Annotated in this window: 29 protein-coding genes, 1 tRNA gene and 1 pseudogene; 20 read left to right on the top strand and 11 right to left on the bottom strand. The window is 53.6% G+C overall.

Features of this window, described 5'->3' with window-relative positions; genetic code table 11:
* Positions 1–520 precede the first annotated feature (520 nt).
* From BHW66_RS04280 to BHW66_RS04250, 7 genes are read right to left on the bottom strand one after another with little or no spacing between them, the layout of a single operon-like run.
* Positions 521–940: an ASCH domain-containing protein gene (locus BHW66_RS04280; protein ID WP_102735072.1), complete on the bottom strand. Its 420-nt coding sequence runs from the start codon at positions 938–940 to the stop codon at positions 521–523.
* A complete protein-coding gene (locus tag BHW66_RS04275; protein WP_102733902.1) occupies positions 933–1,292 on the bottom strand; it encodes a hypothetical protein in 360 nt (119 codons plus the stop codon). Before BHW66_RS04275 ends, BHW66_RS04280 begins: the two co-directional genes overlap by 8 nt.
* Entirely contained in the window at positions 1,289–1,477 is a 189-nt protein-coding gene (locus BHW66_RS04270; protein WP_102743595.1) for a hypothetical protein, read from the bottom strand. Before BHW66_RS04270 ends, BHW66_RS04275 begins: the two co-directional genes overlap by 4 nt.
* A 12-nt stretch (positions 1,478–1,489) precedes the next feature.
* On the bottom strand, positions 1,490–3,076 hold the full coding sequence (locus BHW66_RS04265; protein ID WP_102753059.1) for a DNA cytosine methyltransferase: 1,587 nt from the start codon (positions 3,074–3,076) through the stop codon (positions 1,490–1,492).
* A gap of 7 nt (positions 3,077–3,083) precedes the next feature.
* Positions 3,084–3,485 (bottom strand): hypothetical protein, encoded by a 402-nt coding sequence (locus BHW66_RS04260; RefSeq protein WP_146023473.1) that lies wholly within the window; start codon positions 3,483–3,485, stop codon positions 3,084–3,086.
* A 4-nt stretch (positions 3,486–3,489) separates the two neighbouring features.
* Positions 3,490–3,711: a hypothetical protein gene (locus BHW66_RS04255; protein ID WP_102753061.1), complete on the bottom strand. Its 222-nt coding sequence runs from the start codon at positions 3,709–3,711 to the stop codon at positions 3,490–3,492.
* 4 nt (positions 3,712–3,715) lie between these two features.
* A complete protein-coding gene (locus BHW66_RS04250) occupies positions 3,716–3,901 on the bottom strand; it encodes a hypothetical protein (RefSeq protein ID WP_102733896.1) in 186 nt (61 codons plus the stop codon).
* Between the two features lie 106 nt (positions 3,902–4,007).
* Here BHW66_RS04250 and BHW66_RS04245 point away from each other — a divergent pair, with 106 nt between their 5' ends.
* The 4 genes from BHW66_RS04245 to BHW66_RS04230 all read left to right on the top strand — a co-directional run bounded on the left by BHW66_RS04245 (position 4,008) and on the right by BHW66_RS04230 (position 5,589).
* Positions 4,008–4,361 carry a hypothetical protein gene (locus tag BHW66_RS04245; protein ID WP_102745019.1) on the top strand — a complete coding sequence of 118 codons (354 nt, stop codon included), beginning with the start codon at positions 4,008–4,010 and terminating at the stop codon, positions 4,359–4,361.
* Between the two features lie 81 nt (positions 4,362–4,442).
* Positions 4,443–4,913, top strand: a complete 471-nt coding sequence (locus tag BHW66_RS04240; protein WP_102735078.1) for a TM2 domain-containing protein — start codon at positions 4,443–4,445, stop codon at positions 4,911–4,913.
* Positions 4,914–5,061: 148 nt separating this feature from the next.
* Positions 5,062–5,430 carry a hypothetical protein gene (locus tag BHW66_RS04235; RefSeq protein ID WP_094153284.1) on the top strand — a complete coding sequence of 123 codons (369 nt, stop codon included), beginning with the start codon at positions 5,062–5,064 and terminating at the stop codon, positions 5,428–5,430.
* Between the two features lie 83 nt (positions 5,431–5,513).
* Positions 5,514–5,589 (top strand) — tRNA-Glu (locus BHW66_RS04230).
* Positions 5,590–5,732: 143 nt separating this feature from the next.
* On the opposite strand, the gene BHW66_RS04225 is transcribed toward BHW66_RS04230, so the two are convergent.
* Genes BHW66_RS04225 through BHW66_RS04215 form a run of 3 tightly spaced genes read right to left on the bottom strand, consistent with a single transcriptional unit; the run spans position 5,733 to position 7,109 of the window.
* Positions 5,733–6,188 (bottom strand): protein-export chaperone SecB, encoded by a 456-nt coding sequence (locus BHW66_RS04225; RefSeq protein ID WP_102753062.1) that lies wholly within the window; start codon positions 6,186–6,188, stop codon positions 5,733–5,735.
* Positions 6,189–6,204: 16 nt separating this feature from the next.
* The gene (locus tag BHW66_RS04220) at positions 6,205–6,750 is read right to left on the bottom strand and encodes a YgiT-type zinc finger protein (protein WP_102753063.1); all 546 of its coding nucleotides are present in this window, start codon (positions 6,748–6,750) and stop codon (positions 6,205–6,207) included.
* Positions 6,747–7,109, bottom strand: coding sequence for a hypothetical protein (locus BHW66_RS04215; RefSeq protein WP_102753064.1), 363 nt, complete (start codon positions 7,107–7,109; stop codon positions 6,747–6,749). Before BHW66_RS04215 ends, BHW66_RS04220 begins: the two co-directional genes overlap by 4 nt.
* 1,013 nt (positions 7,110–8,122) lie before the next feature.
* Here BHW66_RS04215 and BHW66_RS04210 point away from each other — a divergent pair.
* The 13 genes from BHW66_RS04210 (at position 8,123) to BHW66_RS04150 (ending at position 17,894) form a co-directional block, all read left to right on the top strand.
* Positions 8,123–8,731 (top strand): hypothetical protein, encoded by a 609-nt coding sequence (locus BHW66_RS04210; RefSeq protein WP_146023474.1) that lies wholly within the window; start codon positions 8,123–8,125, stop codon positions 8,729–8,731.
* A complete protein-coding gene (locus tag BHW66_RS04205) occupies positions 8,724–10,469 on the top strand; it encodes a terminase gpA endonuclease subunit (protein ID WP_102753067.1) in 1,746 nt (581 codons plus the stop codon). The genes BHW66_RS04210 and BHW66_RS04205 overlap by 8 nt, the downstream gene beginning before the upstream one ends.
* 68 nt (positions 10,470–10,537) lie before the next feature.
* Positions 10,538–10,828: a hypothetical protein gene (locus BHW66_RS04200; RefSeq protein ID WP_094135267.1), complete on the top strand. Its 291-nt coding sequence runs from the start codon at positions 10,538–10,540 to the stop codon at positions 10,826–10,828.
* A gap of 2 nt (positions 10,829–10,830) precedes the next feature.
* Positions 10,831–12,357 carry a phage portal protein gene (locus BHW66_RS04195; RefSeq protein WP_286688919.1) on the top strand — a complete coding sequence of 509 codons (1,527 nt, stop codon included), beginning with the start codon at positions 10,831–10,833 and terminating at the stop codon, positions 12,355–12,357.
* Positions 12,358–12,401: 44 nt separating this feature from the next.
* Positions 12,402–13,520, top strand: coding sequence for a head maturation protease, ClpP-related (locus tag BHW66_RS04190; RefSeq protein ID WP_102753069.1), 1,119 nt, complete (start codon positions 12,402–12,404; stop codon positions 13,518–13,520).
* Positions 13,521–13,575: 55 nt separating this feature from the next.
* Positions 13,576–14,556 carry a hypothetical protein gene (locus tag BHW66_RS04185; protein WP_102753070.1) on the top strand — a complete coding sequence of 327 codons (981 nt, stop codon included), beginning with the start codon at positions 13,576–13,578 and terminating at the stop codon, positions 14,554–14,556.
* Between the two features lie 89 nt (positions 14,557–14,645).
* Positions 14,646–14,966, top strand: a complete 321-nt coding sequence (locus BHW66_RS04180) for a hypothetical protein (protein WP_102735086.1) — start codon at positions 14,646–14,648, stop codon at positions 14,964–14,966.
* Between the two features lie 15 nt (positions 14,967–14,981).
* Positions 14,982–15,758: a hypothetical protein gene (locus BHW66_RS04175; protein ID WP_102743586.1), complete on the top strand. Its 777-nt coding sequence runs from the start codon at positions 14,982–14,984 to the stop codon at positions 15,756–15,758.
* Positions 15,755–16,219, top strand: coding sequence for a hypothetical protein (locus tag BHW66_RS04170; protein WP_102743585.1), 465 nt, complete (start codon positions 15,755–15,757; stop codon positions 16,217–16,219). The genes BHW66_RS04175 and BHW66_RS04170 overlap by 4 nt, the downstream gene beginning before the upstream one ends.
* Before the next feature lie 52 nt (positions 16,220–16,271).
* Positions 16,272–16,652 carry a hypothetical protein gene (locus BHW66_RS04165; protein ID WP_102735089.1) on the top strand — a complete coding sequence of 127 codons (381 nt, stop codon included), beginning with the start codon at positions 16,272–16,274 and terminating at the stop codon, positions 16,650–16,652.
* A 32-nt stretch (positions 16,653–16,684) separates the two neighbouring features.
* The gene (locus tag BHW66_RS04160) at positions 16,685–17,158 is read left to right on the top strand and encodes a hypothetical protein (RefSeq protein ID WP_102733884.1); all 474 of its coding nucleotides are present in this window, start codon (positions 16,685–16,687) and stop codon (positions 17,156–17,158) included.
* A gap of 29 nt (positions 17,159–17,187) precedes the next feature.
* A complete protein-coding gene (locus BHW66_RS04155; RefSeq protein WP_102733883.1) occupies positions 17,188–17,685 on the top strand; it encodes a hypothetical protein in 498 nt (165 codons plus the stop codon).
* Complete coding sequence (locus tag BHW66_RS04150) at positions 17,679–17,894, top strand: hypothetical protein (protein ID WP_102743584.1); 216 nt, start codon at positions 17,679–17,681, stop codon at positions 17,892–17,894. Before BHW66_RS04155 ends, BHW66_RS04150 begins: the two co-directional genes overlap by 7 nt.
* A 10-nt stretch (positions 17,895–17,904) precedes the next feature.
* On the opposite strand, the gene BHW66_RS04145 is transcribed toward BHW66_RS04150, so the two are convergent.
* Complete coding sequence (locus tag BHW66_RS04145; RefSeq protein WP_164917348.1) at positions 17,905–18,066, bottom strand: hypothetical protein; 162 nt, start codon at positions 18,064–18,066, stop codon at positions 17,905–17,907.
* Positions 18,067–18,112: 46 nt separating this feature from the next.
* Here BHW66_RS04145 and BHW66_RS04140 point away from each other — a divergent pair, with 46 nt between their 5' ends.
* The 3 genes and pseudogenes from BHW66_RS04140 to BHW66_RS04130 all read left to right on the top strand — a co-directional run.
* Positions 18,113–20,719 (top strand): tape measure protein, encoded by a 2,607-nt coding sequence (locus BHW66_RS04140; RefSeq protein ID WP_102753071.1) that lies wholly within the window; start codon positions 18,113–18,115, stop codon positions 20,717–20,719.
* Between the two features lie 35 nt (positions 20,720–20,754).
* Positions 20,755–21,486 carry a hypothetical protein gene (locus BHW66_RS04135; RefSeq protein WP_102733881.1) on the top strand — a complete coding sequence of 244 codons (732 nt, stop codon included), beginning with the start codon at positions 20,755–20,757 and terminating at the stop codon, positions 21,484–21,486.
* A gap of 3 nt (positions 21,487–21,489) precedes the next feature.
* Positions 21,490–23,232 (top strand): annotated as a pseudogene (locus BHW66_RS04130) (hypothetical protein); the annotation flags it as partial.

The raw sequence follows: 23,232 nt of genomic DNA, 5'->3' as shown, positions 1-23,232 counted from the left end.
GTGCTAGTAGTATTTATTAAAACACTAGGATTTTTCCCGAAAGATGCCGTATAGATGTGTATTTCAGATTCATTTTTCATATTCGTATTTTATTTGTAAGTTTGTTTGTGCTAGCCGGATAGGTTTTGATGTGATTCTGTTTTGAGTGTTTTTTTTGAAGATGGCGCCGTTTTGGCGTTTTTTAAGGGTGTAATTTATGATAACTTTTTTATATTTAATAGGTCATCTAATGGCGCCGTTTTTGTCTTTCGAGTTTCCCGGGCGTTTCTGATTCTCATTCCGAGATCTAGCCGGTTGTGGCAACGTTGGCAAAGAACGATTAAATTCGGATAGGCGTTGTTTTCCGGTCCTTCCAAGTATTGGATATGATGGACGGTGAGAATAACCTTGCTTCCTGTAATGGGGTGTGCCTGATGGTTTGTTGCTTGGCAGAGTTCACACTTGTTTCCGGCGCGGTGTCGTTCGCGGAGGCTGATAAACTTCCAGTCAGGCGGATATTTCGATTTATCTTTGATTGGCATTATTCACCCCTCCTTTCCAGTATCGCCGCTTGCTCGTTAGTGATATAACGCCAGGACTGCGGCGGGCGGGTCATGCCGATGACAGAGAGCGGCACAGCATGAGAGAGCCGCACGGGATCCTGAACGCCCCAGACGGAGCAAGGCAGGTAATTCCGCAGGTGCTCTTCCGTCACGCAAGCTTGCTTCATGGTCCATTCTAAAATTCCCTTTGGGGGATATGGTCGAAGTCCAGCAGTGACAACTAAACGGCACTTGCCGATGATGCCCCGTGTCCCATCCATGCCGGATTCGTAAAGCCACAGTGTGACGGAGTCGCCTTTGTTGAGGCGTGGCGCATTTTTACGCAGTTCCCATTTCTTTTCCCCGGACAAAATTTTCTCGGAGAAAGGCCGCCTGACGGATAAGAGGATGTTAATCATTGCTAGCCTCCTTTCTTGGCTCCCAGTTGTCTTGTAGGAACAGGAACTGATAATGTTCCGCGGCGGCGTTGCGCAAGCATTTCCAGCATGGAGAAGAGCGGTGATAATTGTATCCGTTTTCGCAATTTCCGCATGTCCTGCCTTCCGGAGGATTCCACGCCCGGCGTGCGGCCCGCTTCTGCCATGCGTCACGGATGGCTTCTTCAACGCCGTACATCATCCGTGGCTCTCCGTGATAATCGCTGCATTCCCCGGAGCCTTCCGTGAAACGCATTAAGCTTTTCCGCTCTTTCAGGATGCCGCGGGTTTCTCCATAGGCCAGGATCGATTTCTGTTCAGGTGTCAGCTTCATTTTTCCCTTCTTTTCCGGTTGAGTATTTTTCTTTTAATTTCCTTCCAGTTGTTGCCGATGGAGCCGGTGCATATATCCTTGACTATGGAGCCGTCATACATTGCTTCAATGTGCATGGCGTCAATTTTTAAGTGGGCTTTCCATACGTTAAGGCCGTATTTCCTTCTTTTGGCCGGAGCTTTCATAGTGATATTTGATTAAGCGGTTTTCTGGTTGAGGGTGTATTGATTCTTCAGGGCGTTGTGCAGGGACAGAGCCATTTCATAGGCCATGTGGACTTCTACGGCGTTCCCTATGAATTTCCTTTGCTGGGTTTGCGTGCCGCAAAGTTTGTAATCTTCAGGGAATCCCATGACGCGGAGGCATTCACGGATGGAGAGCGGGCGCATGCAAATATCCGCAATGCCCCTTTCCCGCATGGCCCGTTTGAGGGTCAGCATGGCTTCCGTGTCTCCTGGGGCGTCCTGGCTGTAATTGGGGCATCCGGTGTAACGGCATGTGTCCAGGTAAAAATAATCCCTTGTGAGCAGGGTTTTCATGGGCTTGTCCAGCGGGTACACAAGCCCTTTAACTCCGGGGCGCATCATGGCGCGGATGAAGGATGCCGTGGCGACGGAGTAATGCGAATTGGTCATGATGGCCGGGCTGGGCCGGTTTAATGATGCCGGTTTGCTTTTGCCGAATTGCTGATCCAGAAATTGGCATTGAACAACGCGCGGTTTAGGAACCGTGGTGAGAGCAGGGCATGGAGTTTCCGTTGCGGAGATCTGGCCGCCTCCGGAATAGTAGGAAGCCATGAAGATGGCCGTGACCGGATATTTCTGCTGTTTGGTGCAAAGGGTTCCCACGGGCGCATGAATGGAAGTGGCGTAACCCTGGCCGTAATAGTTATCCATGAATTTTCCGGCCGCAAGATACAGGTTTTTCTGTGTGCAGACGGTAACGCAGGGAGCTTCCAGCGGATGCACATGACCGGGGCCTGACATGTACCGGAAGATGAATTGAGGCCGGGCAAATTTTTTGATTCCTTCCGTCAGGCGGCGCAAGGTGGCATCACAGAGGGGTTTTTTCCGCGTGAAAATGGATTGGCCGAAGTCATCAAGGTCAAGAACGTCCCTGCACGGTTTCCAGTTTTCGCGGGAATGGGTGGGAACCGGCCATGCCAGGGGAAGGCCGTAGCGTCCGAACTGGACAAACAGGCGTTTCCGGGAGGTGTAGGCACCAAAATCCGCAGCGTTAAAGATGCGCCAGTCCCCGGAATATCCCATGTCTAAAATATGGGAAAACCATAACTTAAAGGATTCTCCTTTGCGGGCCTTGTCTGGCACCAGTTTTCCGTCCTTTTCCAGCATGGGGCCCCATTCAAGGAATTCCGTTACGTTTTCAATCTGAATATAGTCCGGTTGCAGGGCTTTAATGTAACGGTAAAGGTGCTCCGCAAGGCTGCGGCTGTCCGGATCGCGCGTCTTGCCGCCTTTCGCGCGGCTGAAATTAGTACATTCACAGGATGCCCATAATACTACTTTAGTATCGGGGTAACGCAGGCGGAGCATGGCAACGCGTGCGGCAATGGGCGAGATGTCCAAGGTTCTGATGTCTTCCGTGTAATGGAGGGCGGCCGGGTGATTGGCCGCGTGGGACGCTATGGCCGTTGCGTCATGGTTGACGCAGGCCACTACCTGCACGCCGGGCACCCGGCTTACTCCGGTAGTGACGCCGCCCGCGCCGCAGAACAGGTCTATATATAAGAGCCGGGGTTGATATGTAGGAAAGGAAGCGGACATGTTTTGATTAAAGGTAGTTGTTTTCTGGAAGCGGGTAGTTGCTGAAAAGGCTGGAAGTTCCGTTTTCCAGATTTTGCTGAAGTTCAGAAAGTTGTTGGTTCAGTTGCTTAATGGTTTCCGTTTTTTGCAGATACTCCTGAATGTCGGGATGATTCATTTCTGCCGGCGTCAACCGGAAAGCAATTTGAACGGCGTCTTTCGCCGGTCCGTTCATTCCGTCGTACCGGATAGTGATGCCTTTTGAATATGAGGGTCTTCCGACAGGGTAAACGCAAAAAGTGGTTTTAAGGCGATAAGCCACAATACCGAATGACCAGTTATTTCTAGGGCTGTTCCCTCGCATGGGATTTTTCAGGAAGCGAATAAGTTCGCCTGCTTTGATGTCGTCAAATTGGTTTGTCTTTTTCATGGGATTACTCAATTTCTTCGAGAGTGTTTATGGCACTTGTTATGCATTCCCAGGCTTCCTGCATGGAGTAAATGGCATTTTCAGATTGCTCTATGCGATTGAGCATGTTTTCCGGGAGGTTATCTTTATACTCTTCTTCTTCCTCCATGATCGTTTCCGGCGTTTCGAGAAGGTTTTGGAGGTTGTCATGCAGGTCTTCTATTTCTTTGCGGCGTTGTTTATTCATGGTGTCAGGCGGCGGGGCGGTTGAGGGTGGTGGTTTTTGATTTTGAATATTGATCCAGGGCGTATGAGATGATTCCGTGAACCAGGTCTTTCACCGGGATGTGGATGTGTTCAGCGATGCCTTCCAATGCCTGGAAGTCTTCTTCCTTCAGCCGGATGATGAGGTTGGTTTGTAATGATGTCGTAGCCATGGCTTTCTTTTCTCAAAAAGAGAATAATCCGTCAATCATTTTCTCACTTTTTGAGAAAGTAGAAATTTGGGTTTGATTTTTTTTCATCTTTTGAGAACTTGAGCACATGACCGACTTCAGAGACCAACTAAAATCCTTCTTGAGGGAAAAAGGGGAGGATCGTGATTGGCTAGCCGCCCGGATGGGGGTTTCCAAAAAAACAGTTGATAATTGGTTTTCTAAAAAACCGATTCCAGAAAAAAAGCAAAAGTTGCTCCGCGAATTGATGGAGAAAGAGCAGCAACCGAAGCAGGTTGAAATCAGTATGGATTTTACGCCGGAGCAACTGGAAATGATTCGTCAGGCTGCGGCGTTGAGGGGGGAAACTCCCGGAGAATGGTGTGAGCGGGCGATTAAGGCCTTAACTGCTGTGTCCGTAGCCCTGAATGATTATCACCGGGTAGGCGGGAAGGGAGGATAAAAAAGCCGTGGCTTGGTGAGAGGCGCACCTCCTTTTTTGCTTGACTTTAGAAGCGATTTTTTTTTTTTTTCTGTGAAAACTATGATGCCGCAAGAATATTATGTTGATGAAATGGGGGAGATCACCGGCCCTTATGCGTTGAGAACTCTTCAGCAGTTGGCAATTAAAAACCGCCTTGAAATGATGACTATGGTTTGCCCTGCGGAAAAAATCAATAATCCGGAGTGGGTGACGTTGGAAGAAGCGTTGAGAGATCATGGATTAAGTGCTACCGTGGCTTCCCTGTACCCTCATCCGATTCCGCAGAACAAGGCGCAGTTATCCAGGGTTGTTTATATTTTGCTTGCTTTATTCTTAGGAGGGTTTGGCATCCATAACTATTACGCCGGATATAGCAAACAGGGAAGTTTGCAGCTTGCGGGAACGTTGCTTGGCTGGGCTCTTGCTGTTGTTTTTCCTGTTTTTATTTTGCTTCCTGCTTGCGTCGGTGTTTGGGTGCTGATTGATATTTTCTCTACCGACAAGGACGCACAAGGCGTTGCCTTCAAATGATTATTTATTTTTTTTATACTGGAAAAATTTGACAATCTGCTATTGTAAAACTTATCATTGATTCGTTATGCGTGCTTTTACCTTTATCATGTTTTTGTGCCTTCTTTGTTCCTTAAGCGGATATGCCGCCAGAGAAAAGGGTGAGATTATGCTTTTCCCTAAATCTGAAAGAGCGGTAGCAAAATCAGAGAAGAAGTATCTGGAATTTTACCGGAATTTGAATAAGGGGGTGTTAATGTATGAGGTGAAATTCGAAGAGAAAAAGCAATGGATTGAGAGGCCGGCTTCAGAGATGGGGAAGTTGGGAGAAAGAAGCCGGAAAGCAGGGAATGGAAAGATTGAGGTCTTAAAAAAGGTGAGAGTTAAGACGAGAGGGAAAAAGGTTGTGCTTGTAGGTTTTAAGAAGCCGCTTGCCACAGGGGAAATCATTAAAGTTACGGTCAAGAAAATAGGCGTTTATGAGCGGACGGAAAGAGGGGATGGCGATACTTGGGCCGTATATCAGTATGAGGAATAATGAGGGCCGAGAGAGTTTTTTTGCCGTTCTGCGTAAATAGTTCTTGCCTTTTGGCCTCCGGCGCAGTCCCTGCAAACCTAAAAGTCGCGTTCGTCTAGCGGTCCAGGACTCCCGCCTTTCACGCGGGCAACACGGGTTCGAGTCCCGTACGCGATGCCACTTTCTCTATTCCTTCCGGCATCATGAGCAGTTCATGATGCCTTTTTTGTGTCTTTGCGTCGCGATCAATAAAAAACCCATGGTGGAAACCATGGGTTTTTTATTCTATATTATTTTTTGCGTTACAGGTAATAATGATGGGATTATGAACTCTTTTGAGAAGATAATTCCTTTTGCTTTTCTCTCGCTTGTTCAATAACGTCTTTCATCATAATCATGGGTAGCATCGTAAGACCGAGAGGAGATGATGCCGTAAGAGAACCAACATAGCCACGGAGCAAGCTATAGAGAGTTGTCAGACCTTGAAGGGTAATCATTCTTTCTCTTTCTTCCTCAGGGCATTCTTCTTCAAATCTGAAAAAGCCTGTAATTTTAGCAGAAACTTTTGTGGAAGGGTGATAATCGGGGGTTGTTTTTATTAAAAGAGCAAGTTTGTAATCTGTGGGAGTATCTTCATTTTTTCCAAGCTCAAAACCTATTGAAAGCTCTCCCGAATTATTGTGTTTTTTTTCTTCATGCTCTACAGGTTCTTCACTATCAAAGGAAATGTTATTAATATAATAGTGGACTAGAACTGGGATATTTTTAGGAAGGCTCATAATGTTTCTTTTTAGGTTATGCCGCTAGCAATAATTCTTCATCATTAGGTGATGTTGTATAGTCTTTGATTGGAATAATAACGGAAGATTTATCCTGTTGTTTTAAGGGGATAAGAATATCTGTATTTTCAAATGTATTATAAGGGATATAATCATTTGATAAATGTTGAATAGATTTAAATATAATTTTATCAAAATTATATATGTTGTTCTTCTTGTTATAATCCTCTATATTTTTGTTTATTTTTATTTCAAAGTGTTTGAGGGTTTTATTAAAATGAAAATACGATTTCTGAATATTTTCGGAAGAATAGATATTTTCTTGACTAATATATGAATAAAATTTTTCTATCAAATGCTTATGTTGTTCTATATATTTTTGTATCCATAGAACAGTTTTGTAAGAAATACTAATATCTCCGCACTGGTTACAACGTTGAACAGGAACATTTGGGATTAAAATTATAAAACCGTCTGGGAGAGTATATTCCTGATCCATGAAGGTTTTTTCATAATATCCTTCATTGCATTCATAGCACGGTCTGTTGGTGGTTTTGCTCATGATGGTAAAATGGGTAGAATGGCAGATTTATATCCTGTGGAATGCTGGTGGATACGAATTTGGAATGGAATTTCGGTAGGGAGAGTGCGCCCTTTCATCTCTAAGTATACAGTAAGAGTCAAATCCTTTAGAGCTTGTTGAATGTCTATGCCATGGCAAAGGGAGCAATCATAGCCGAAACGGGGGCGAGCATGTGGGGTGTTGTAAGGTTTGATGTAAACATTGTAGCCAGATTTTAGGTGTTTGTGTATGCTGGTAAGAACTTCATCCACTTTCCAATCCCGCCTAATGATGAAGTCTACTGCGGATCTACTGAACTCCATGCCGGGAGTATCCATGTCAGGGTTATCAATAGTCATTTTACAGGCGTTGGTAAGAATACTTCGTTGTTTATCGGAAATGAGAAGCCTGTGGCACATGTCTTAAAAGGTATGATGAAAAGACCAGTAGCATGCCGGGCGATATCGTCAAGTTTTATATCTTTTTACTGACGAAGTACAGTGAAGTTTCAATAGGAGAAAACCTGCCAGTATGTGATTTTTAGTAGTAAACATGTTTTCATACTTTCATTCATGGGTTGATAAGCGTTGTTCCTGTCCGTGAACGGCGCGCTTTTGTGCGGATTGAAAGGGGGCGTGGGGTTTTGAAGAGTGCTTCGCAAGGTGGAACAGGCCGGAGCGGGGGCAGATAACGGCGCGTTTTTGAAACGTGGGGCAGGATGACGGCGCAGGGAATAAGCGTTTGATGATAAGGTGAATATGTATCTTATAGCGTACTTGCGTACTTATTACCGGATAATAACGGATAGAAGAATGATATATAAAAAAGATTCCGAAAAGAAAACACGGGGCAAAGGCGCAAACGGCGCGCAGAGCAGGGCCGGCATGGGGAAGGCAGGGCCGCCATGCGGGCGCATGATGGCAGGTGCCGGTGGGGGCGGCAAGGAATCTTTTAATTGAGGGGCCCTGATCGCGGAGTTCGGCGGACACAGGGAAAAGCGGGAGTGTTCATGAAGGGATTTTTTTAGCGCACCATGAAGGGGGATGGCCGTGTTTTTGTTCGCGTGGGTCTGCGGTTTTTTCGCAAAAGCGGACGGATGGCGGCGTTTTTTTCGTCTTCCGGGCGGCGGACGGGGGAAAGCGGCTGATTTGGAGGGCATTTTTTCGTTTTTGAAAATTTCGCTTAATAGTAGAGAGAGCGAACGCCCGCCGTCGTGAATAGGTGCACGGCGGAGAAGAGTAGCGCGGCGCGGGAGGCTTCCCCCGGTGAATGAGACGAGCATTTGCCGGGTCGCTGGGGCTCCGGGAGCATGCAGGCTCCAGCTGGGGCTTGTCCGGCTTTCCGGGCGTTCGCTTTCTCATGTATTCGTGATATGGGACAGAAGAGAGACAGAGTAAACGGCGCGTTGAAGAAGGCTTTCGCGGAGAAGAATGGAAAGTCTTTGCGTTGGGCGCAGATAGAAGCGGCCAAGGATTCCCCTGCATGGAGGGGTTTTCTGGCAGAGCAGTTTCCGCCGTCACCTGCGAAAGCGGACGGAGGCGGCGGAGAGGGCGCGCCCATGGGCGGCGCGTCCGATTTGGCGCGGGCAGGGGAGGCGAAGGAAAGCGCATGGCAGATTTTGAAGAGGATGGAAGAGCAACTGGAAACGGCCGCCCGGTCCGGTGACGTGGGGCTGATTGCGTCGTTCACCCGTGCCGTGCGCGAAGCGCGCGCGAATTGGGAGCGGGCCGGCCTGCATGAGCAGAGGCTTCAGGAGGCGGCCGGAAGTCTGGTGCCGGTCCATGTGTTTCACGAGATGCGGACGCGGGGCGTTGCGCCGCTGGCGGAGCTGATGGCGCAGCAGAGGGATTTTATCGGTTCCCGGCTGGAGGCGGCCGGGCGGCCGCGTTTTTATGAAGCCTGGGACGAATGGGCGCGGGAGTGGAACAGGAAGATTGATGATCTGAACGCGGAAATAAATGGATTGTTGAATCATGTTTAGCAAGTTGAAGATTCATGAGAAGCCGGGCGTGGTGGAGTGGGCGGAAAGATGCCTGGTCTTGCCGCGGGAGACTTCACCGAACGCGCCGGGGCGGTTTTCCACGGCGCGCATGCCGTATATGAGGGAGCCGCTGGAAAGTATCAGGGAAGAGGGGTTGCAGCATATTTACTGGTGCTTCGGCACGCAGTCCGGCAAGACGGTTTCGCTGTTGATTGCGGCAGCGTATTTTATTGACAATGACCCCGCGCCCATGTTGTGGGCGTTGCCTACGGAAATTCTTGCCAGGTCGTTTTCACGGGCGCGGCTCCAGCCGCTTATATCCAAGAATGATGTGCTGGCGCGGCATAAGCGGCGTGACCCTGACGCCTTCACGGCGGCGGAAATGCGCCTGGATTCCATGGAGCTTTACATGGTTGGGGTGTCGGAGCCGGGCAATTTGTCCAGCAGGCCCATTATGCGCTGCGTGATGGACGAGGAAGCGAAGTATAAGCATGAGAATAAGGAAGAAGCGCACCCGGTGGACCTGATTGAAGAGCGCGCGAAGGGCTTTCACCGGTATCAGATTCTGCATGCGTCCACGCCTTCTTCCGAAGATTCTTATTTTTGGCAGAATTTTATTACCACGGACATGAGGAAGTTTTATGTGCCGTGTCCGCGCTGCGGGGAAATGATGCCCCTGGAGTTTAGCCGGAATACGGTGCAATGGGAAAGGCGGGAGGATCTGGAAGGGGATGCGCTGGCGGATTGGGTGCAGGATCATACGTTTTACGTGTGCCCGCATTGCGAGGGCCGGGTGGAGGATTGGGAGAAGATTGGGATGATGGAAAAGGGGGAGTGGCGGCCGACGAATCCGAACGCCTCCCGCGCGCGGCGGGGGTATCACCTGAATTCCCTTTATTCTCCGTTTGTGACATGGGGGCAGATGGCGCGGAAGTTCATCGTGGCTCAAAATGACCTGTTCCGGCAGGTGGCCCTGCACAATTTCCGGAACGGCTGGGAGGCGTTGCCGTTTACGCAGTATGAAATCAAGGTGGGGGATGACAGTGTGCGGGGGCTGCGCGGTGTGTGCCGGCGCGGAGAGTTGCCGCGGCATTATTATTATCTGGCCGTGTCCTATGACCCCGGCCAGAATCAAACTCATTGGGTGGCGCAGGCGATAGGGCGCGGCGGGGAAACATGGGTGGTTGATTGGGGAACCCTGCTGGGCATCAGCACGACGGACGCGACGCCGGGCATAGGGGCCCATTTTGAAAGCCTGGAGTGGGGCGGGGTGCGTCCGGATTTTGGGCTGATTGATTCCGGGGATTGGGCGCAGAAGGTTTATGACGAGTGCTATAAGTATTACGGCAAGCTATGGCCTACGAAGGGGAGCGGCGCAAATTTCGGGAGTTGGAATGTGAGTGAAGTGAAGTCGCATCCGGGGCTGGAGCTTTATTTGTACGTGGACCGCACCGCCAAAATGGAGCTTTACGCGGGGCGCATCCAGAAAGGGGCGGCTCCGGCCCTGCATTTGCCGGAAGATGCGGATCAGGATTTGCTGGCCGGATTGTCCGGGCAGCAGCTTGAGAAGCCAAGGGGCGGCGGCCTGGCGCAATGGCGGAAGCTGCCGAATGACCATTATGGAGACTGCGTAAAAATCGGGCAGGTGTCCTGGTGGGTGCGGCGCGGGGATTTTTACGCGGAAGAAATGAACGCGATTGAAGAAAGGAAGCAGAATGAAGGAGTACCGGAAGAATGACGTGCTGGAGAGGCTGAAGGCGGCCGGGTGCGAATGATAGCGGGTTTTTGAAAAAGCTCCTGAAGGGTATGAATCCCATTGTACAGGCTTATGTGGAAAATTATGATTTGCCGGATTTGCAGGGAATGCTGCGGGAAAAGCTGGCGATTCTGGAAGGGCGCAAGGAAATAACCGGGGCCTCCACAGGCGGCGGAACGTCCTACACCGCGCAGGAGACCATGAATTTAAAGGACCATATAGCCTGCTTGCAGGAGGCAATCACGGTCAAGAAGATGGAGGAAGGGGATTTTTCCGGCCTGGCCGCCGCGGATGACGGCGTGCGGGAAGTGCGGTTTGACCATACCATAACACGCTTTTGACCATGGGCAGGAACAGAAGGAAGGTGTATGCCGGGGCGCGCCGCGGTCATGGCGCGCGGGTGAAGATGAACCGGGAACCGGAAACGGCGCGGAGGGAGATGTGGGGAGGGTATGCGGCCGCGTTGCAGTTCGGAGGCTCCAGCGTGTTATACTGGCCTACGCTGGACAGCCGGTTTGAAGTGGATTCCTGGACGCTGGACCGGGTTTGGCGGAATGCGCGGAATCTGGAAGCGAATTCCGGGCTTGCCGGGAAGGCCGTGGCGGATGTGGTGGAGTTGCTGGGCTGGCTGGTGCCCCATGCCTGCACGGCGGATGAAGACTGGAATCATGAGGCGGACCAGATTTTTATGAATCGGGCCGTGAATCCGGAATTGTTTGACGCCCGCGGAGAGCTGAATTTTTTTACGGCGCAGATATGGAGCGAGCGGCAGCGCGTGATTGACGGCGATATGCTGACGGTACTGACCAGCGGGCCGGATGACGGCGGGGCGTTCGCGTTTTACGAGGCTCCGCAAGTGCAATCTCCGGCTGATGGGGGGCAGGCGTGGAATTGCGGCGTGATGCGGGATAAAAACGGGAGGACGGCGGCTTACGGGCTGCGGCATCCGGACAAGGGGGAGGTGACGGTGATTCCGGCCCGTGATGCTATTTTGTACCGGCACAACATGGGCGGAGGGAAGCCGCGCGGCCTGTCCGATTTGCACCGCGCTATCCGGAATTTGCATGATGAGGCGGATATTGTGGGGTATGTCAAGCAGTCTGCCAAGCTGGCCGCCTCCGTTGGGCTGGTAGAAACGGGGGGCGCGGAGAAACGGCCGGGCATGGGGACCGTGGGCAAGGTGTCCGTGGGGCCGGACGGGCGCAGGGTGGAGCAGGTGTTAGGGGGGCCTACTGTCCACCAGCTTCCGCCCGGCCGGGATTTGAAGGTGCTGACGGATAACAGGCCGTCTCCTAATGTGATGGCGTTGCTGAAGCATTTGATGGATGAGGTGGCTTATGGCATCGGGCTTTCTCCGGCGTTGCTGTGGGAGCCTGACAAGTTGGGAAGCGGCGGCATCCGGTTTGTGATGCAGAAGATGAAGCGTTGGCTGAAAATCAGGCATGCCTACAGGCAAATGTGGTGCGTGCGGGTGTGGCGTTTCATGCTGGCGCGGGAAATGGCCCTGGGACGGCTGCGCTTGTGCCGGGATCCGCATTGGGTGCGGTGCCTGTGGACGCCCATGAGCGACATGACTATTGACCTGGGCCGGGAAGGGAATCTGATGATTAACCTGGTGGATTCCGCGCTGGCGGATCAGGATGGCTGGTGCCTTGCCAATTACGGATGCACGTTTGAGGAAATCGTGAATAACAAGATACGGAATTTGAAGATGGCTAAAGAAGCCTGCGCCCGGAACGGACTGACCCTGCAAGAGGTGATTCCGGGAGCGAACCGCGGCGGGGTAGCCGCGGCGGCGGAGAAACCGGAAGATGAAGAGCCGGGAACGGGCGGCGGGGAAGAGGAAGATGGCTTGCATCCCCATGAATAGCAATTTTGAAAAAGCTCCTGAAGGGTACAGAACAGTAATAAGTGATGAATAAGATTGTTTTTGCGCAGATGGCGGCACGGCTGGAAGGCGGTGCCGGTGAACAGAAAAAAACGGGCATGCTTGCCTTTTCCCGCATCATGGAGGCGGAAGAGAAGGTAGGGGTGGCTACCATTTCCGGTTATATCGGTTACGGCAATGCCACGGTTGACGAATTTACGAAGCACCTTGAAGAGCTGAAGGCGGAGGGGTGCACGAAGTTTGAAGTCATCCTGAATTCCATGGGCGGCAATTTGTTTGAGGCGTCCGGGATTTACGACATTATCAAGGGGTGCGGGATGGAGGTGACGGCCAAAATTTACGGGGTAGCCGCTTCCGCCGCGACGCTGATTGCCTGTGCGGCGGGCCGTGTGCTGATTTCGGAAAATTCCCGTTATATGGTCCACCGGGCGCGCGGGTGCGCGGTGGGGACGGTGGAAGAGATTGAGGCTTACGCGGCGGATCTGAAGGACGCGGAAGGGCAAGTGACAGGCATTTACGCGGAGCGTACCGGAAAGAGCGCGGAAGACGTGCTGGCCGTGCTGAACGCGGAGACGTGGATGAACGCGGAAACGGCCGTGAAGGAAGGCTGGTGTGACGAGGTTATTTCTCCGGCCGCTGCGGAGTCCGGCCAAAAAGAAACGGCCGCGCCGGGGAAAGAAGAGGACGGCGGCGGGGAAGAGGGAGACCCAGGCGAAGAAGAGAAGGGCGGGCCGCCGCAGAATTACACGGTATTGCGCCGCATGATGGCCGCCGTGGGGCTTGCAGGGAAAAACAGCGTGGAGGAACTGGAACGGGAAGTTGCCCGGCTGGTGGCCGAAAACGAAAGGCTGGCGGCGGAAAATGACGGGTTCCGGGGCATGCAGGGGCAGCAGGCGCGCGTGATGGAGGCGCACGAGCGGGAATTTGAGCAACGCGTGAAGGAGGCCGTTGTGCGGGAAATGGCGGCTATGGGGGTTGCTCCGGTAGGGCTGCCGCCCGCGGAGGGAGCCACGGAAGAGACCGGAAAGAAAGAACCTGCCATGACGAACGAAAAGCTGCGGGAGATGGCCGCGCAGGATGCGCTGGAATGGATTATGGGGCATCCGCAGGAGGCCGCGCGGCTGGCGGAGCAGCCGGGGAAATAGCATCTTGGCCGCCATAGATAGATTTTTACTAACAAAACGCAAACATAAATAAAATATGAACAAGAAAACATTGATGAACATTCCGCGGAATGCCGTGATGGAAGGAAATGATGTCGCCGCGCTTAACTGGACCATTGTTTCACAGGCGGCTATTGCCACCCTGGAAGAAGAATTGGCTTCAATCAGCCGGTTTTCTCTGGATGTGTCCGGCGAGTTCAAGACGGACGGCGATTCCGTCAAGGTGGAAGTGATTGACGGAGCCGGGGAGGCGTTGAAAAATACGGAAGACTGGAATCAAAGCGAGCTGAAAACCAGCTCCGTTTCCGTGACGCTGAACCGTTATTCCCGTCCGGCTGGCCTGTCCTATAAGGAAAGGAAAAGCGGGGTGCAGCTTGCGAATAAGGTGCAAACGCTTGTGCGGACGGTCGCCAAGGCGTTTTGGAAGGACCTGATGGCCGCCATAGCCGATTCCGGGGCGGAAGTGGTGAATATTGGCCCGCGGGCCGGGTTCAAACCGGAAATGATGGCGGATGTGATTTGGCCGTCCATGACTAATGGCGCGGATGCCGTTTATTTGGACCGCATGTATTATTCCAGGCTGATTCCCACGAATGCGCTTGCTCTTAACCTGGCGGACGGGGCATATTCCATTCCGGGGGGAATTCACTACGTGGAAGGGGTGAACGTGCTTGCCGGGAATGCCGGGGTTGGTTTTGCGACGCGGCCGGACGCGCTGGCCGTTGCCGTCCGTCTTCCGAATATTGACCCGAAGCTGAATTTGGAAACGCAGGTGGTGGAATCTCCTAAGCTGGGGATTTCCCTGTTGCTGAAGTGCTGGCCTGACCAGGGGACGGAAACGGTTTACATTTCCGCGGAGCTTTTGGCCGGCGTGGCGGTGGGCAATAAGAATCATTTGCGACAGCTTTCCGGCGCAGCTCCGGAGACGGCGGCGGAAGGTGGAAGCGTTGGGGACGGCGGCGGGAAAGAAACGGGGCCGACTGAAGGTGCTGGGGCGACTGAAGAAGAAGGGGCCTGACGGGTTTTTGGCGGAATCATGGGATAAAAGAGAGCAAAGGACCGGCGCGCGGGGTGTCAATTCCGTGCGCCGGTTTTTATTGAACGGATATGAGTTTAGCAGGGGAAATAAAAAAATTGCTGGACCTTGGGGATCATGAGCAGGAAGAAGCCTGGGGGGAGCGCGTGATGGTGGACGGTCAGGAATGCCGGGGCGTTTTTGCGCCGCTGGAAGGCTGGTATGAGGTGGAGCTTGGCGGCCGGGTGTGCAAGGTGCAAACGTCCCTGCGCGTGCGTCGGAAGGCGTTGAAGGGCGTTCCCGCGGCCGGGCGGAAGGTGGTGGCGGTCCGAAGCGGTAGGGCCTTCCGCATTGCGCGGGTGCGGGACTGGGCCGGAGACGTGGCTCTGGTGCTGGAGTTGTCCGAAGTATAGCCGGAAGGGGGGCGAATGGCGCAAGTCAGGTATAAAGTGGATATTTCCCGCGTGCTGAAAAGGCTGGCGGAGGTGAAGAAGGTGGGGGCTGACGGCATCAGGGAATTGACCCTTGAATATGCCAAGAGGGCCGCAAGCAAGGCCATACGCACCACGCCGCCAAACAGCCTGAAGAATGGCGGAAACGGAAAAAGAGCGTTGGAGGAACATATTGCGCGGGATATTGGCGGGGATCCGTTGGAAACGGATGTGAGGCTGAAGCGCGGTGAGGATGGAAGGCCGGTGCCCTATGCTTACCCCCGGAAGAAGCGCGGCGGGGTGTTGCTGGGGGTGCGCGGGAAAAAGTTTAAGGGCATGGCCACCGTTTCCGCGGATGCGTTTTTGCGGAGCCATACCCTGCTGAAAATGGGCCGGAAAAGCAGCGTGCGCGTGCTGAAGGGCGGCGGCCTGATGTCTCCGGGAGTGGCGCAGGCGGGAGACGTGCGAAGGGCTTTGGCGGAGCGGCGGCGGCACGTGGGGAGGATGGCGGCCGGGTGGCTGCGGGGCGCGCAGGTGGCCGGGCTGAAGAAGGTGCCCGCGTGGATCGCGCGGCACGCCTCCCATTATGACGGCGCGGCTTCTTTGACGGTTCAGGGCGGCCGGGTGCGGTTTGAGATGGAGAATTGCCCGGAATATCCTGACCGGGGGCAGCTTTCCCGCGTGGCGGCGTATGCGCTGAATTCTGCGGGCCGGGATATGCGGAAGGTAATCAAGGGGTATGTGGCCAAGTTGAAAAAGGAACTTAATTCATGATGACACAGGCAGATTGTTTGATTAAGGCGGTGATTGCGTGCCTGGAGGCGCGTTTTCAGGAAGACAGGGGGAACACGGAACGGGGGATTCCGGACGGGTTCCCGGTGCCGTTGAAGATGGCGGTGGACGAAGACCGGGAAGGGAAGGAATATGCGTTGTTCCAGGCGGCGGAAATGGAGGAAATTGTGGCCGGGTACTGTACGTATCACGCCGGAATATCCGTGGAGCTGCATTTGGACGCCAATGACCGGACGGCGGATGAAATACGGATGTTGCAGGCGTGGATGGAAGAGCGGCTGAAGGAAGTGGACCGCGCCGGGCTGAATGCCGTGGAGAGCCCGCGGCCCTATCGGAATTTCCTGGTCATCGGCAAGGTGAGGCTGGGGCCCGCGCAGGATGCGGCGGCGGAGGAAGGCGCGTTTGCGGTGACGTGGAAAATGACGGTGCCCGTGCAGTTTTGAAAAAGCTCCTGAAGGGTAGATAGATGAATTTTAACACGAAAGGAATTTGATTATGCCTGCACATATTGGAGATGTCCCGAAGCACGGGATTGACGAACCGGAAAAAGGAATTTTTGTTGAGTCGATCGATTTTGACGGTCAACAGGAAATTTATGAACAAAAGGATAACAAGGGGAAAAAGTGCGGAGTGCTTATCATTGATGAAGAGCTTTCCTTTTCCATGTCCGGCGCAATCCTTACCACGGGGGCGGCGTCGTTGAAAATGGGAGCGTCTTTGACCCTTGCCAATGAAATTCCGGATATTTGGAATGAAACTCCTTCCGCCACTACCGTTTTCCTGAAGGGCGTCAAGCACAACCTGAAGAATACGGACGCGCAGAAGATGGACGTGAGCGGAACTGTTTACGGGTTCGGGGCCTCCGCCGTCTCCTGAAGCCTGAATAAAAAAGTCAGATAGTAAGATTGATGAATGCCGCAGACAATAAAAAGCTGGAAAGTGATGTGGTTGTTTTCACGGAAAACGCATCCAGATACGAAACGGAAAACACCATGCTTGCCGCGTTGCTGCTGACGCTGGGGGTAAGCATGAAATGCACGTCCGGAAGCGTGCTGATAGGCAGCGGCGCGCGCCTTTCCGCGCCGGGCGGGGTAATTACCTGGCAATTTGAGCCGAAAAGCGAAGACGGAAGGTTTAGGACGGAGGAAGTAATCAAGCTTTTCGGGGATAAGAATTGGCTGACTGACCCGGAAAATGAAAGCCCGCTGGCTTACGTGGCGTGCGCGTTCCACAATTACAAGCGGTTATTGGATTTTGTGAAAAGCCAGGTGCCGCTTGCCGTCATCCGCAAGGGGAAAAGGAAGGCCCTGGTGCGGTTGGATGCGGATCCGTATTGGCAGGGCGTGGCGGAGGGTTTTCTTGGCGGCCGGCCTTTAATCTAACTTAATTGACAACCAAAAAAGCAAGAAAGATGGAACTACAGGAACAGGAAAGGCGCGCCCTGACGGAAGCGGCGTTGATCGGGGGAAATGAATTCCGCTGGAAGAACTACCGGCTGCGGTGCATGACCCTGGGAAGCATGATGCAGTTGCAACGCATCGGAAATCCTTACAGCCGGCTTGGGGAAATTAACCTGGCACCGGATGAAAACGGGCGGCATCCGTCCATGTGGGAAGCCCTGGGCGTAACCGACCAGGCGCAAATTGTCTATTATCTGGCGGAATTCCTGTGGGTTCACATGGGGGACCGGGAGGAAGTCAGGGAAGGGGTTTTTGCGCCGGAGGAAGAACGGCGCGTTCTGGTGGAAGCGGCTGCCATGAACATTCCCGGCCGGGATTTGGTGGAACTGGAATGCGCCGTGCTGGGGGATGTAGAAGTGATTCAGGCGGGGATGGTGATTCCGGAGGCGGAAGGGGAGGATGAAGAGGACCCTTTAGGGCGTGGCCGTCCTGGGGCGCGGCCATGCTGATGACGGTGGCGCGTGTGACGGGTTGGCCGGAACGGGAAATTCTGTGGGAAATTCCGCTGGCGCGGCTGGTGCAGTACGTGCATGCGGTTTGGAGCTATGACGCGACGCCGTGCCGGTGGAGCTGCTACACGGAATCCTCCGGGCATGTGGGGGACGTGCTGGAGCAGGCCCGGGAAGCGTGGAGGGAACAGATAGAGCAACTGGAATAGTCCGGTTGCTCTACTTTTTGGCAGGGGTGGAGGTGCCGTGGAAAAGCAGGTAGAGCAGTACGAGGACAAAAGCAATAATCCACGGAGTGCCATGGTACAGGATGGCAAGCGATACCCCCGCAAGAAAGGCAACGGCAAGAATTCTTTTCAGGACGTAAAGAATGAAGTCCATAGGTTAAATTTAGAACATTTACAATAATAGTCAACGGAAAACGATTATGAGCGAAGGGGCAACTATTAAAATTGACGGGGACGCTTCCGGCTTTATTGCCGCAACGGAGGAAAGCAGGAAAGCGGCAAGCGGCATGTCCGAAGCCTTGCAGGGGGCCGTGGGCGGAAGCACGGGGGAGGCCGTGAAGGGGCTGAAGGGCATGGATCAGGAGGGCCGGAAGGCGTGTAAACGGCTGAATGCCGGTCTTATCAATATGAGCGCCACCATTACGGGGGTAGGGGCCGCCATTAACGGCCTGCGGGCAGGCTGGGGCAAATTTTCCGCCATGCTGGCGGGCGGGGATGACCTGGAGAGAGTAACCCGGCGCATGGAGGCATTCACGGGCGGCGCGTCAAGCGCGGCGGAAGCGGCGCGGGATGTGGTGGATTTTGCTGATACGCCGCCATTCGGGCTGGCGGAAACGCAACGGGCGGCGCAGTTGCTTCTTGGGTGCGGCGTCAGGGCGAGCGAGTTAAAAAGTACATTGGAGGCTCTTGGGAATGTGGCGGCTGGTGGTGGTGCCAGTCTGGAAACAGTAGCGGCGCGACTTTCCAAGGCTTTTCAAATGGGGAAGGTGGATGTGGAAACATTAGAACCATTTACGTTAAGCGGTATTGACGTTATGGGGCAAATGGCAAAACAGGCGGGAAAAACGAGGGCGGAGTTAAAGGATATGATGTCTAAAGGGAAGGTCGGATTTAGCCAAGTTTTTAGTGCTTTGAAATCCATGGGTTCCGGCAGCGGGCAGTTTGCGGGGGGGATGGAGAAAAATACGCAGGATATAGAGAGCAGAGTGGAGACCCTGAAAGGCAAGGTTGGAGCGTTGAGCCGTATTTTTGCGGAACCGGTAACAAGCGGCATCAAGGATGCCATGGACTCCATAGGCGCGTCATGGGCCGGTCATGGGCCGGAGGTGGAGCGCGGCTTGAGGAAAACGGGTGAATTGCTGGGGGGGATTGTGAAAGCGGCCGCGCCTATCGTTTCCGCAGTAGGGGGCGGCCTGGCTTCAGTAGCCGCGGGAGGCGGCCGGGTTGAAAAGATGATCCGTAGCGGCATTCTGGCCTGGGGGGCGTGGAAGGCTGTAGGCATGGCGGCAAATTCTTCCGTGGGGCGTTCCATTCAGGCGGCGGCCGCGGCTTTCCGGGTGGATTACAACAATGAATTGCGCCTGGCCGGGGGAAATATGAAGAGGTTTGATTCAGCCGTTCGGGCGGTGGGGTTGACCGCGAAACGCACATGGGCGCGCATGGGGGCCGATTTGGCCGCTTCCCTGAAGGGGCCGGCCATTATGGCGGCCATTGCGGCTATTTCCTATGCTGTATCGGAGTTGTATAGGGTAGGATCTGATGCGTTTGGCCATGTGCCTAAAGACGTGCAGGAAAAGGAAAAAAATTTTGGCCGGGATAATGTTGATTTTGATGAACGGATCAAAAAGATGGCCGGGGAGGCGTCCAGCAAGCTGGACGTGGGGCGCGTCATGGATGAATATGACGCTGAAATTAAACGCCTGAAGCGCGAAGAAGAAGACCTGCTGGCGGAAGATCCGCTGGGGAGAATGACGGTTGCGGTGCAGGATAGGCTGGTGCTGTTGCAACGTGAGCGGAAGGAGTTGCAGCAGGTGGCGGAAGCGAACGCGAAAGCGGCGGAGACGCGGGAACGGGCGGCGCAGCGCGGGCAGCAGACGGAAGAGGCACGGAAGAAGACGCTGGAAAAAATCAGGGAAATACAAGATGAATTGTTATCCCTGGATTATGACCGGGCGGAAGAAGAGAGGGAGAGGCGGCGCAGCGGAATGGGGCTGGAGGACCGGAAAAAAGACCTGCTGGGAGGATATGGGAGCATTGAGGGCCTCAAGAAGGCCATTGCGGAGCAGAAAGCCCTGCTGGATGGCGGGGACGCCGTGGACGGCATGTTGAATCTGGAGGGGGTGGAGTCCAGAATCAAGAGCCTGTATGAATTGCTTGGCAAGGTGGAAGAGGTGGATCGTGAAATAGTGGAGCGGAATAAGGAATGGGACAAGGCGGAAGCCAAACACCAGAAGCAGGCTGCCCTGCTGCGCGCGGAAATTCACGGGCAGAAGGATAAGCTGCGCGTGTTGCAGGAGCAGGCGCGCGTGCTGGAGCTGCAAAACCAATATGAGGCGGATGGCATGAGCAAGGCCCGCGCCGGCGCGGCGGCCCGTGAAATAGCCGCCCTGGAGCAGAACCGGAACCGGGCGCAGGCCGGGCGCGAATACCGCCGGCAAATGGCCCTGTTGAAAGCTCAGGCGGAGGGAAACAAGGCGGAAGAGCGGCGGCTGAAGATGGCGGAGCGCATGAAGGAAATTTATGACCAGCAGCGCGGCTTGGGGATAGACAGGAAGACGGCCATGAGGCGTGCCCGCGGCATGGCCGGGTTGGAGGATATGGTGGAGCGGCGGAAGGACCGGAAGGAAGGGAGCGGACCCATAGCGGACAGTCTGGCGCAAGTGGGCGGCGGGGGCCGCTCCATGATGGGGAGCATGCCGCAACTTACGGAAGCGAGGAAGCAGACAAATTTGCTTCAGCAGATCGTGAAAAACACGGGCGCGGGGCGGAGGGGAACCCTGAAAACGGCGGCCGTGCTGGGATATTGAAATAGCCGCTAAATGATAGAGAGAGAATAATAAATATGGGAAGAAAAATTAACATTAAGAAGCGGGAAACGCATGAAAAGACGCTGGAAATAGAACGGGGGGATGAAGGGGAAGTAAGGGCTGTGGGGAGGATTGTTTACACGGACAATCAGGAGGGCTGGAATACCCGGTGCCCGTCAATAGGATCCGCTTATCCTGATGATGCCGCTTTGAGGCTCAAAAAGATAAGCATGGAAGGAATGGAGGGGGATATGGTGAGGGTGACGCTCTATTACGAGTTGCCGCGGGAAACGTCTTTTGAATTCGGTGGAGGGGAGGAAGTGGAATATTCCATGGATTATTCCTGCTCTGAACAGCCGTTGCTGACGCATCCGAACTTTCAGGACATAGATGGGGAAGAAAAAGACGCATTGATGGCTATGGCGTCCGGGGCTTCTCCTAAAGATACGTTTGGGAAAGAGGATAAGGTGATTGAGGATGTTGTGAAATCGGAGGCCGGGAAGAAGGCCATGGAAAAAATGCGTAAAGGACAGGTTAGTTTTTTGTGTCCCGGAGGGGTTTTTTCCGTCACTTCTACCGTTCAGGCGTTGAGCATGGCCGGGGTCGGAAAAAAAGGGGCTCCGGGCAGCGGCGCGCCCGCGGTAAGCGGAAAATATGATTGGATCAAAGAGGGCGTGAGCGGTCGCAGGACGGGAACCGGGAATTGGCGTCAGACGGTTTCCTGGAGGTTGAGCGGTCCGGATGGCTGGGATTCTGATTTATATTGATTTATGATTAGCTGGCCGTTTTTTAATCAAGGGGAAGAGTTGAGCGCGTCTAAGTTGAGGCGTCTGGTTAAGGGGTGCCGGGAACTGGAGCAGTTGGCCAAATCTTGCCGCTTGCAGAACGGGGTTGGTTACACGTTTAACCGGGGGCTGGGCGGCACGTCATTAACCATAAGGCCGACGGGGGGGAGGAACAAAGCAGGAGAAGGCGCGCCGTTTACGCTGAAGAGGCTGGAAAAGGGGGATGCGGGATATAAGGCGTATTTCTGGCCCGGCATGGTTTTTGAAGTGCATCCGGGCGGCGTGCGGCGCATTAAGCCGGAACTTAACGGGGAAAAGATGGATCAGGCGGAGGAACCGCCTTTTTTGTCCGTGCAGGGAGGGGATAAGGTATTTTTGTATCTTGAGCGGAGCGCGGATAACCATGATTGCATTACATATGCGGAAGTGACGGCGGAGGAAATAGGGCTGGCGCGCGCGGTCAGAATTTATCTTGGGGAATTCGAGGAAGAAACGGATGAAGCCGGAGAAAAGGTCTTGAAGTATCATGAGGCGTGGAGCGGCCATGTTCATTATGCTCAAAGTTCCCTGAATGAGGGTTGGAGGGTTGTGGTTGATACGGATGAAGAAGGCGCGCCGGATATGGCCTATGTTAAGAAGGGCGATATTTACATAGCCGGGCAACTGGCGCAGCGCGGAGGGGGTACCTGGGAGGTGGCACCGAAAGAAGAGGGGGAAATCTGGCTGGAAGTGAAATGCACCGGGGATGGCGTCATTACAAGTGCCGAACTGAAAGAAACGAAAGGATCTTCCAAGCCGCTCCAGTATGTAGCGGAACCGGATGATGAAGAAGCCGAAGAGGAATTCACCTATTGCTTCCTTTTGGCGAAGGTGGAGAAGCTTGAAGAACCCTTGCCGGAGGATGGTAATTTGCCGTCTCTGGTGTCAGTAAAACAGTATGCCCTGGGAGCGGTTTATTGCGGGGTTGCTCCTGATGAATTGGGGTTGAAAGCCGGGAAGGGGATAGAGATTGTGGATTCAACGGAAGAGCGGGAAAAAGAAATTGCCGCTCTTATTGAGGACGCAAAGGAACCTTCCAACGGAGATTGTTCCCTGATTTACGAAGAAAAGGAAGACGGCGGGAACTCCGAAGGAAATCAGGGAGGGGGTCAGGGAGGGGATCAGGGAGGGGATCAGGGAGGGCAAGGCGAAAACAAAGGAGAACCGCTGAAACTGTTATGTTCTTCTGACGGCTCGGTCAACATTAAGGATGAAGAAGGAAAACTGTCTTTGTCCGCCCAAAAAGTGGAACCTGGGGATGGCCTTGAATGGAAAAAGGAAAAGGATCAGGACGGGAATGACATTGATACGCAGATTTTACAGGTCAAGATTGATTCAACGGAGGCAGATTCTCCCAAGCCGGGGAAATGGCCTGTAAACTTGTCCGTCTCTCCTGAGGGATTGAAGGGGGAACTTGATTTAACGGTAGATACCAGCGTTCATGATTTAGGTGGAGGGGCTTCCGTGGGATTGTCCAATGCTACGGCGGGGGTATTGTCCCTCGTGGTCACTCCTGGAGGCGACGCGGAAGAATTGAGTTTTCGCGCCCCTTTGCGGAAAAATGGGAAGTATGTTGTGCTGGATTATGTCAAGGAGCCACACACCTTGCCGGACGGAACAACGATTGCCTTGGGGTTATTAGGCACCCAGCTTGATTTGGTGGTAGATACGTCCAACACGACCGGCGGC

It is taken from the genome of Akkermansia sp. 54_46 (genome assembly GCF_001917295.1).
GTDB classification, from domain to species: domain Bacteria; phylum Verrucomicrobiota; class Verrucomicrobiia; order Verrucomicrobiales; family Akkermansiaceae; genus Akkermansia; species Akkermansia muciniphila.
The sequence above is the reverse complement of the archived record's forward strand: the minus strand, read 5'-3'. Positions and strand labels throughout refer to the sequence as shown.

Excerpts from the sequence above, each read along its gene's own strand:
- BHW66_RS04280 (WP_102735072.1), bottom strand. The coding sequence starts at position 940 with ATGATTAACATCCTCTTATCCGTCAGGCGGCCTTTCTCCGAGAAAATT.
- BHW66_RS04275 (WP_102733902.1), bottom strand. The coding sequence starts at position 1,292 with ATGAAGCTGACACCTGAACAGAAATCGATCCTGGCCTATGGAGAAACC.
- BHW66_RS04270 (WP_102743595.1), bottom strand. The coding sequence starts at position 1,477 with ATGAAAGCTCCGGCCAAAAGAAGGAAATACGGCCTTAACGTATGGAAA.
- BHW66_RS04265 (WP_102753059.1), bottom strand. The coding sequence starts at position 3,076 with ATGTCCGCTTCCTTTCCTACATATCAACCCCGGCTCTTATATATAGAC.
- BHW66_RS04260 (WP_146023473.1), bottom strand. The coding sequence starts at position 3,485 with ATGAAAAAGACAAACCAATTTGACGACATCAAAGCAGGCGAACTTATT.
- BHW66_RS04255 (WP_102753061.1), bottom strand. The coding sequence starts at position 3,711 with ATGAATAAACAACGCCGCAAAGAAATAGAAGACCTGCATGACAACCTC.
- BHW66_RS04250 (WP_102733896.1), bottom strand. The coding sequence starts at position 3,901 with ATGGCTACGACATCATTACAAACCAACCTCATCATCCGGCTGAAGGAA.
- BHW66_RS04245 (WP_102745019.1), top strand. The coding sequence starts at position 4,008 with ATGACCGACTTCAGAGACCAACTAAAATCCTTCTTGAGGGAAAAAGGG.
- BHW66_RS04240 (WP_102735078.1), top strand. The coding sequence starts at position 4,443 with ATGATGCCGCAAGAATATTATGTTGATGAAATGGGGGAGATCACCGGC.
- BHW66_RS04235 (WP_094153284.1), top strand. The coding sequence starts at position 5,062 with ATGCTTTTCCCTAAATCTGAAAGAGCGGTAGCAAAATCAGAGAAGAAG.
- BHW66_RS04225 (WP_102753062.1), bottom strand. The coding sequence starts at position 6,188 with ATGAGCCTTCCTAAAAATATCCCAGTTCTAGTCCACTATTATATTAAT.
- BHW66_RS04220 (WP_102753063.1), bottom strand. The coding sequence starts at position 6,750 with ATGAGCAAAACCACCAACAGACCGTGCTATGAATGCAATGAAGGATAT.
- BHW66_RS04215 (WP_102753064.1), bottom strand. The coding sequence starts at position 7,109 with ATGACTATTGATAACCCTGACATGGATACTCCCGGCATGGAGTTCAGT.
- BHW66_RS04210 (WP_146023474.1), top strand. The coding sequence starts at position 8,123 with ATGGGACAGAAGAGAGACAGAGTAAACGGCGCGTTGAAGAAGGCTTTC.
- BHW66_RS04205 (WP_102753067.1), top strand. The coding sequence starts at position 8,724 with ATGTTTAGCAAGTTGAAGATTCATGAGAAGCCGGGCGTGGTGGAGTGG.
- BHW66_RS04200 (WP_094135267.1), top strand. The coding sequence starts at position 10,538 with ATGAATCCCATTGTACAGGCTTATGTGGAAAATTATGATTTGCCGGAT.
- BHW66_RS04195 (WP_286688919.1), top strand. The coding sequence starts at position 10,831 with ATGGGCAGGAACAGAAGGAAGGTGTATGCCGGGGCGCGCCGCGGTCAT.
- BHW66_RS04190 (WP_102753069.1), top strand. The coding sequence starts at position 12,402 with ATGAATAAGATTGTTTTTGCGCAGATGGCGGCACGGCTGGAAGGCGGT.
- BHW66_RS04185 (WP_102753070.1), top strand. The coding sequence starts at position 13,576 with ATGAACAAGAAAACATTGATGAACATTCCGCGGAATGCCGTGATGGAA.
- BHW66_RS04180 (WP_102735086.1), top strand. The coding sequence starts at position 14,646 with ATGAGTTTAGCAGGGGAAATAAAAAAATTGCTGGACCTTGGGGATCAT.
- BHW66_RS04175 (WP_102743586.1), top strand. The coding sequence starts at position 14,982 with ATGGCGCAAGTCAGGTATAAAGTGGATATTTCCCGCGTGCTGAAAAGG.
- BHW66_RS04170 (WP_102743585.1), top strand. The coding sequence starts at position 15,755 with ATGATGACACAGGCAGATTGTTTGATTAAGGCGGTGATTGCGTGCCTG.
- BHW66_RS04165 (WP_102735089.1), top strand. The coding sequence starts at position 16,272 with ATGCCTGCACATATTGGAGATGTCCCGAAGCACGGGATTGACGAACCG.
- BHW66_RS04160 (WP_102733884.1), top strand. The coding sequence starts at position 16,685 with ATGAATGCCGCAGACAATAAAAAGCTGGAAAGTGATGTGGTTGTTTTC.
- BHW66_RS04155 (WP_102733883.1), top strand. The coding sequence starts at position 17,188 with ATGGAACTACAGGAACAGGAAAGGCGCGCCCTGACGGAAGCGGCGTTG.
- BHW66_RS04150 (WP_102743584.1), top strand. The coding sequence starts at position 17,679 with ATGCTGATGACGGTGGCGCGTGTGACGGGTTGGCCGGAACGGGAAATT.
- BHW66_RS04145 (WP_164917348.1), bottom strand. The coding sequence starts at position 18,066 with ATGGACTTCATTCTTTACGTCCTGAAAAGAATTCTTGCCGTTGCCTTT.
- BHW66_RS04140 (WP_102753071.1), top strand. The coding sequence starts at position 18,113 with ATGAGCGAAGGGGCAACTATTAAAATTGACGGGGACGCTTCCGGCTTT.
- BHW66_RS04135 (WP_102733881.1), top strand. The coding sequence starts at position 20,755 with ATGGGAAGAAAAATTAACATTAAGAAGCGGGAAACGCATGAAAAGACG.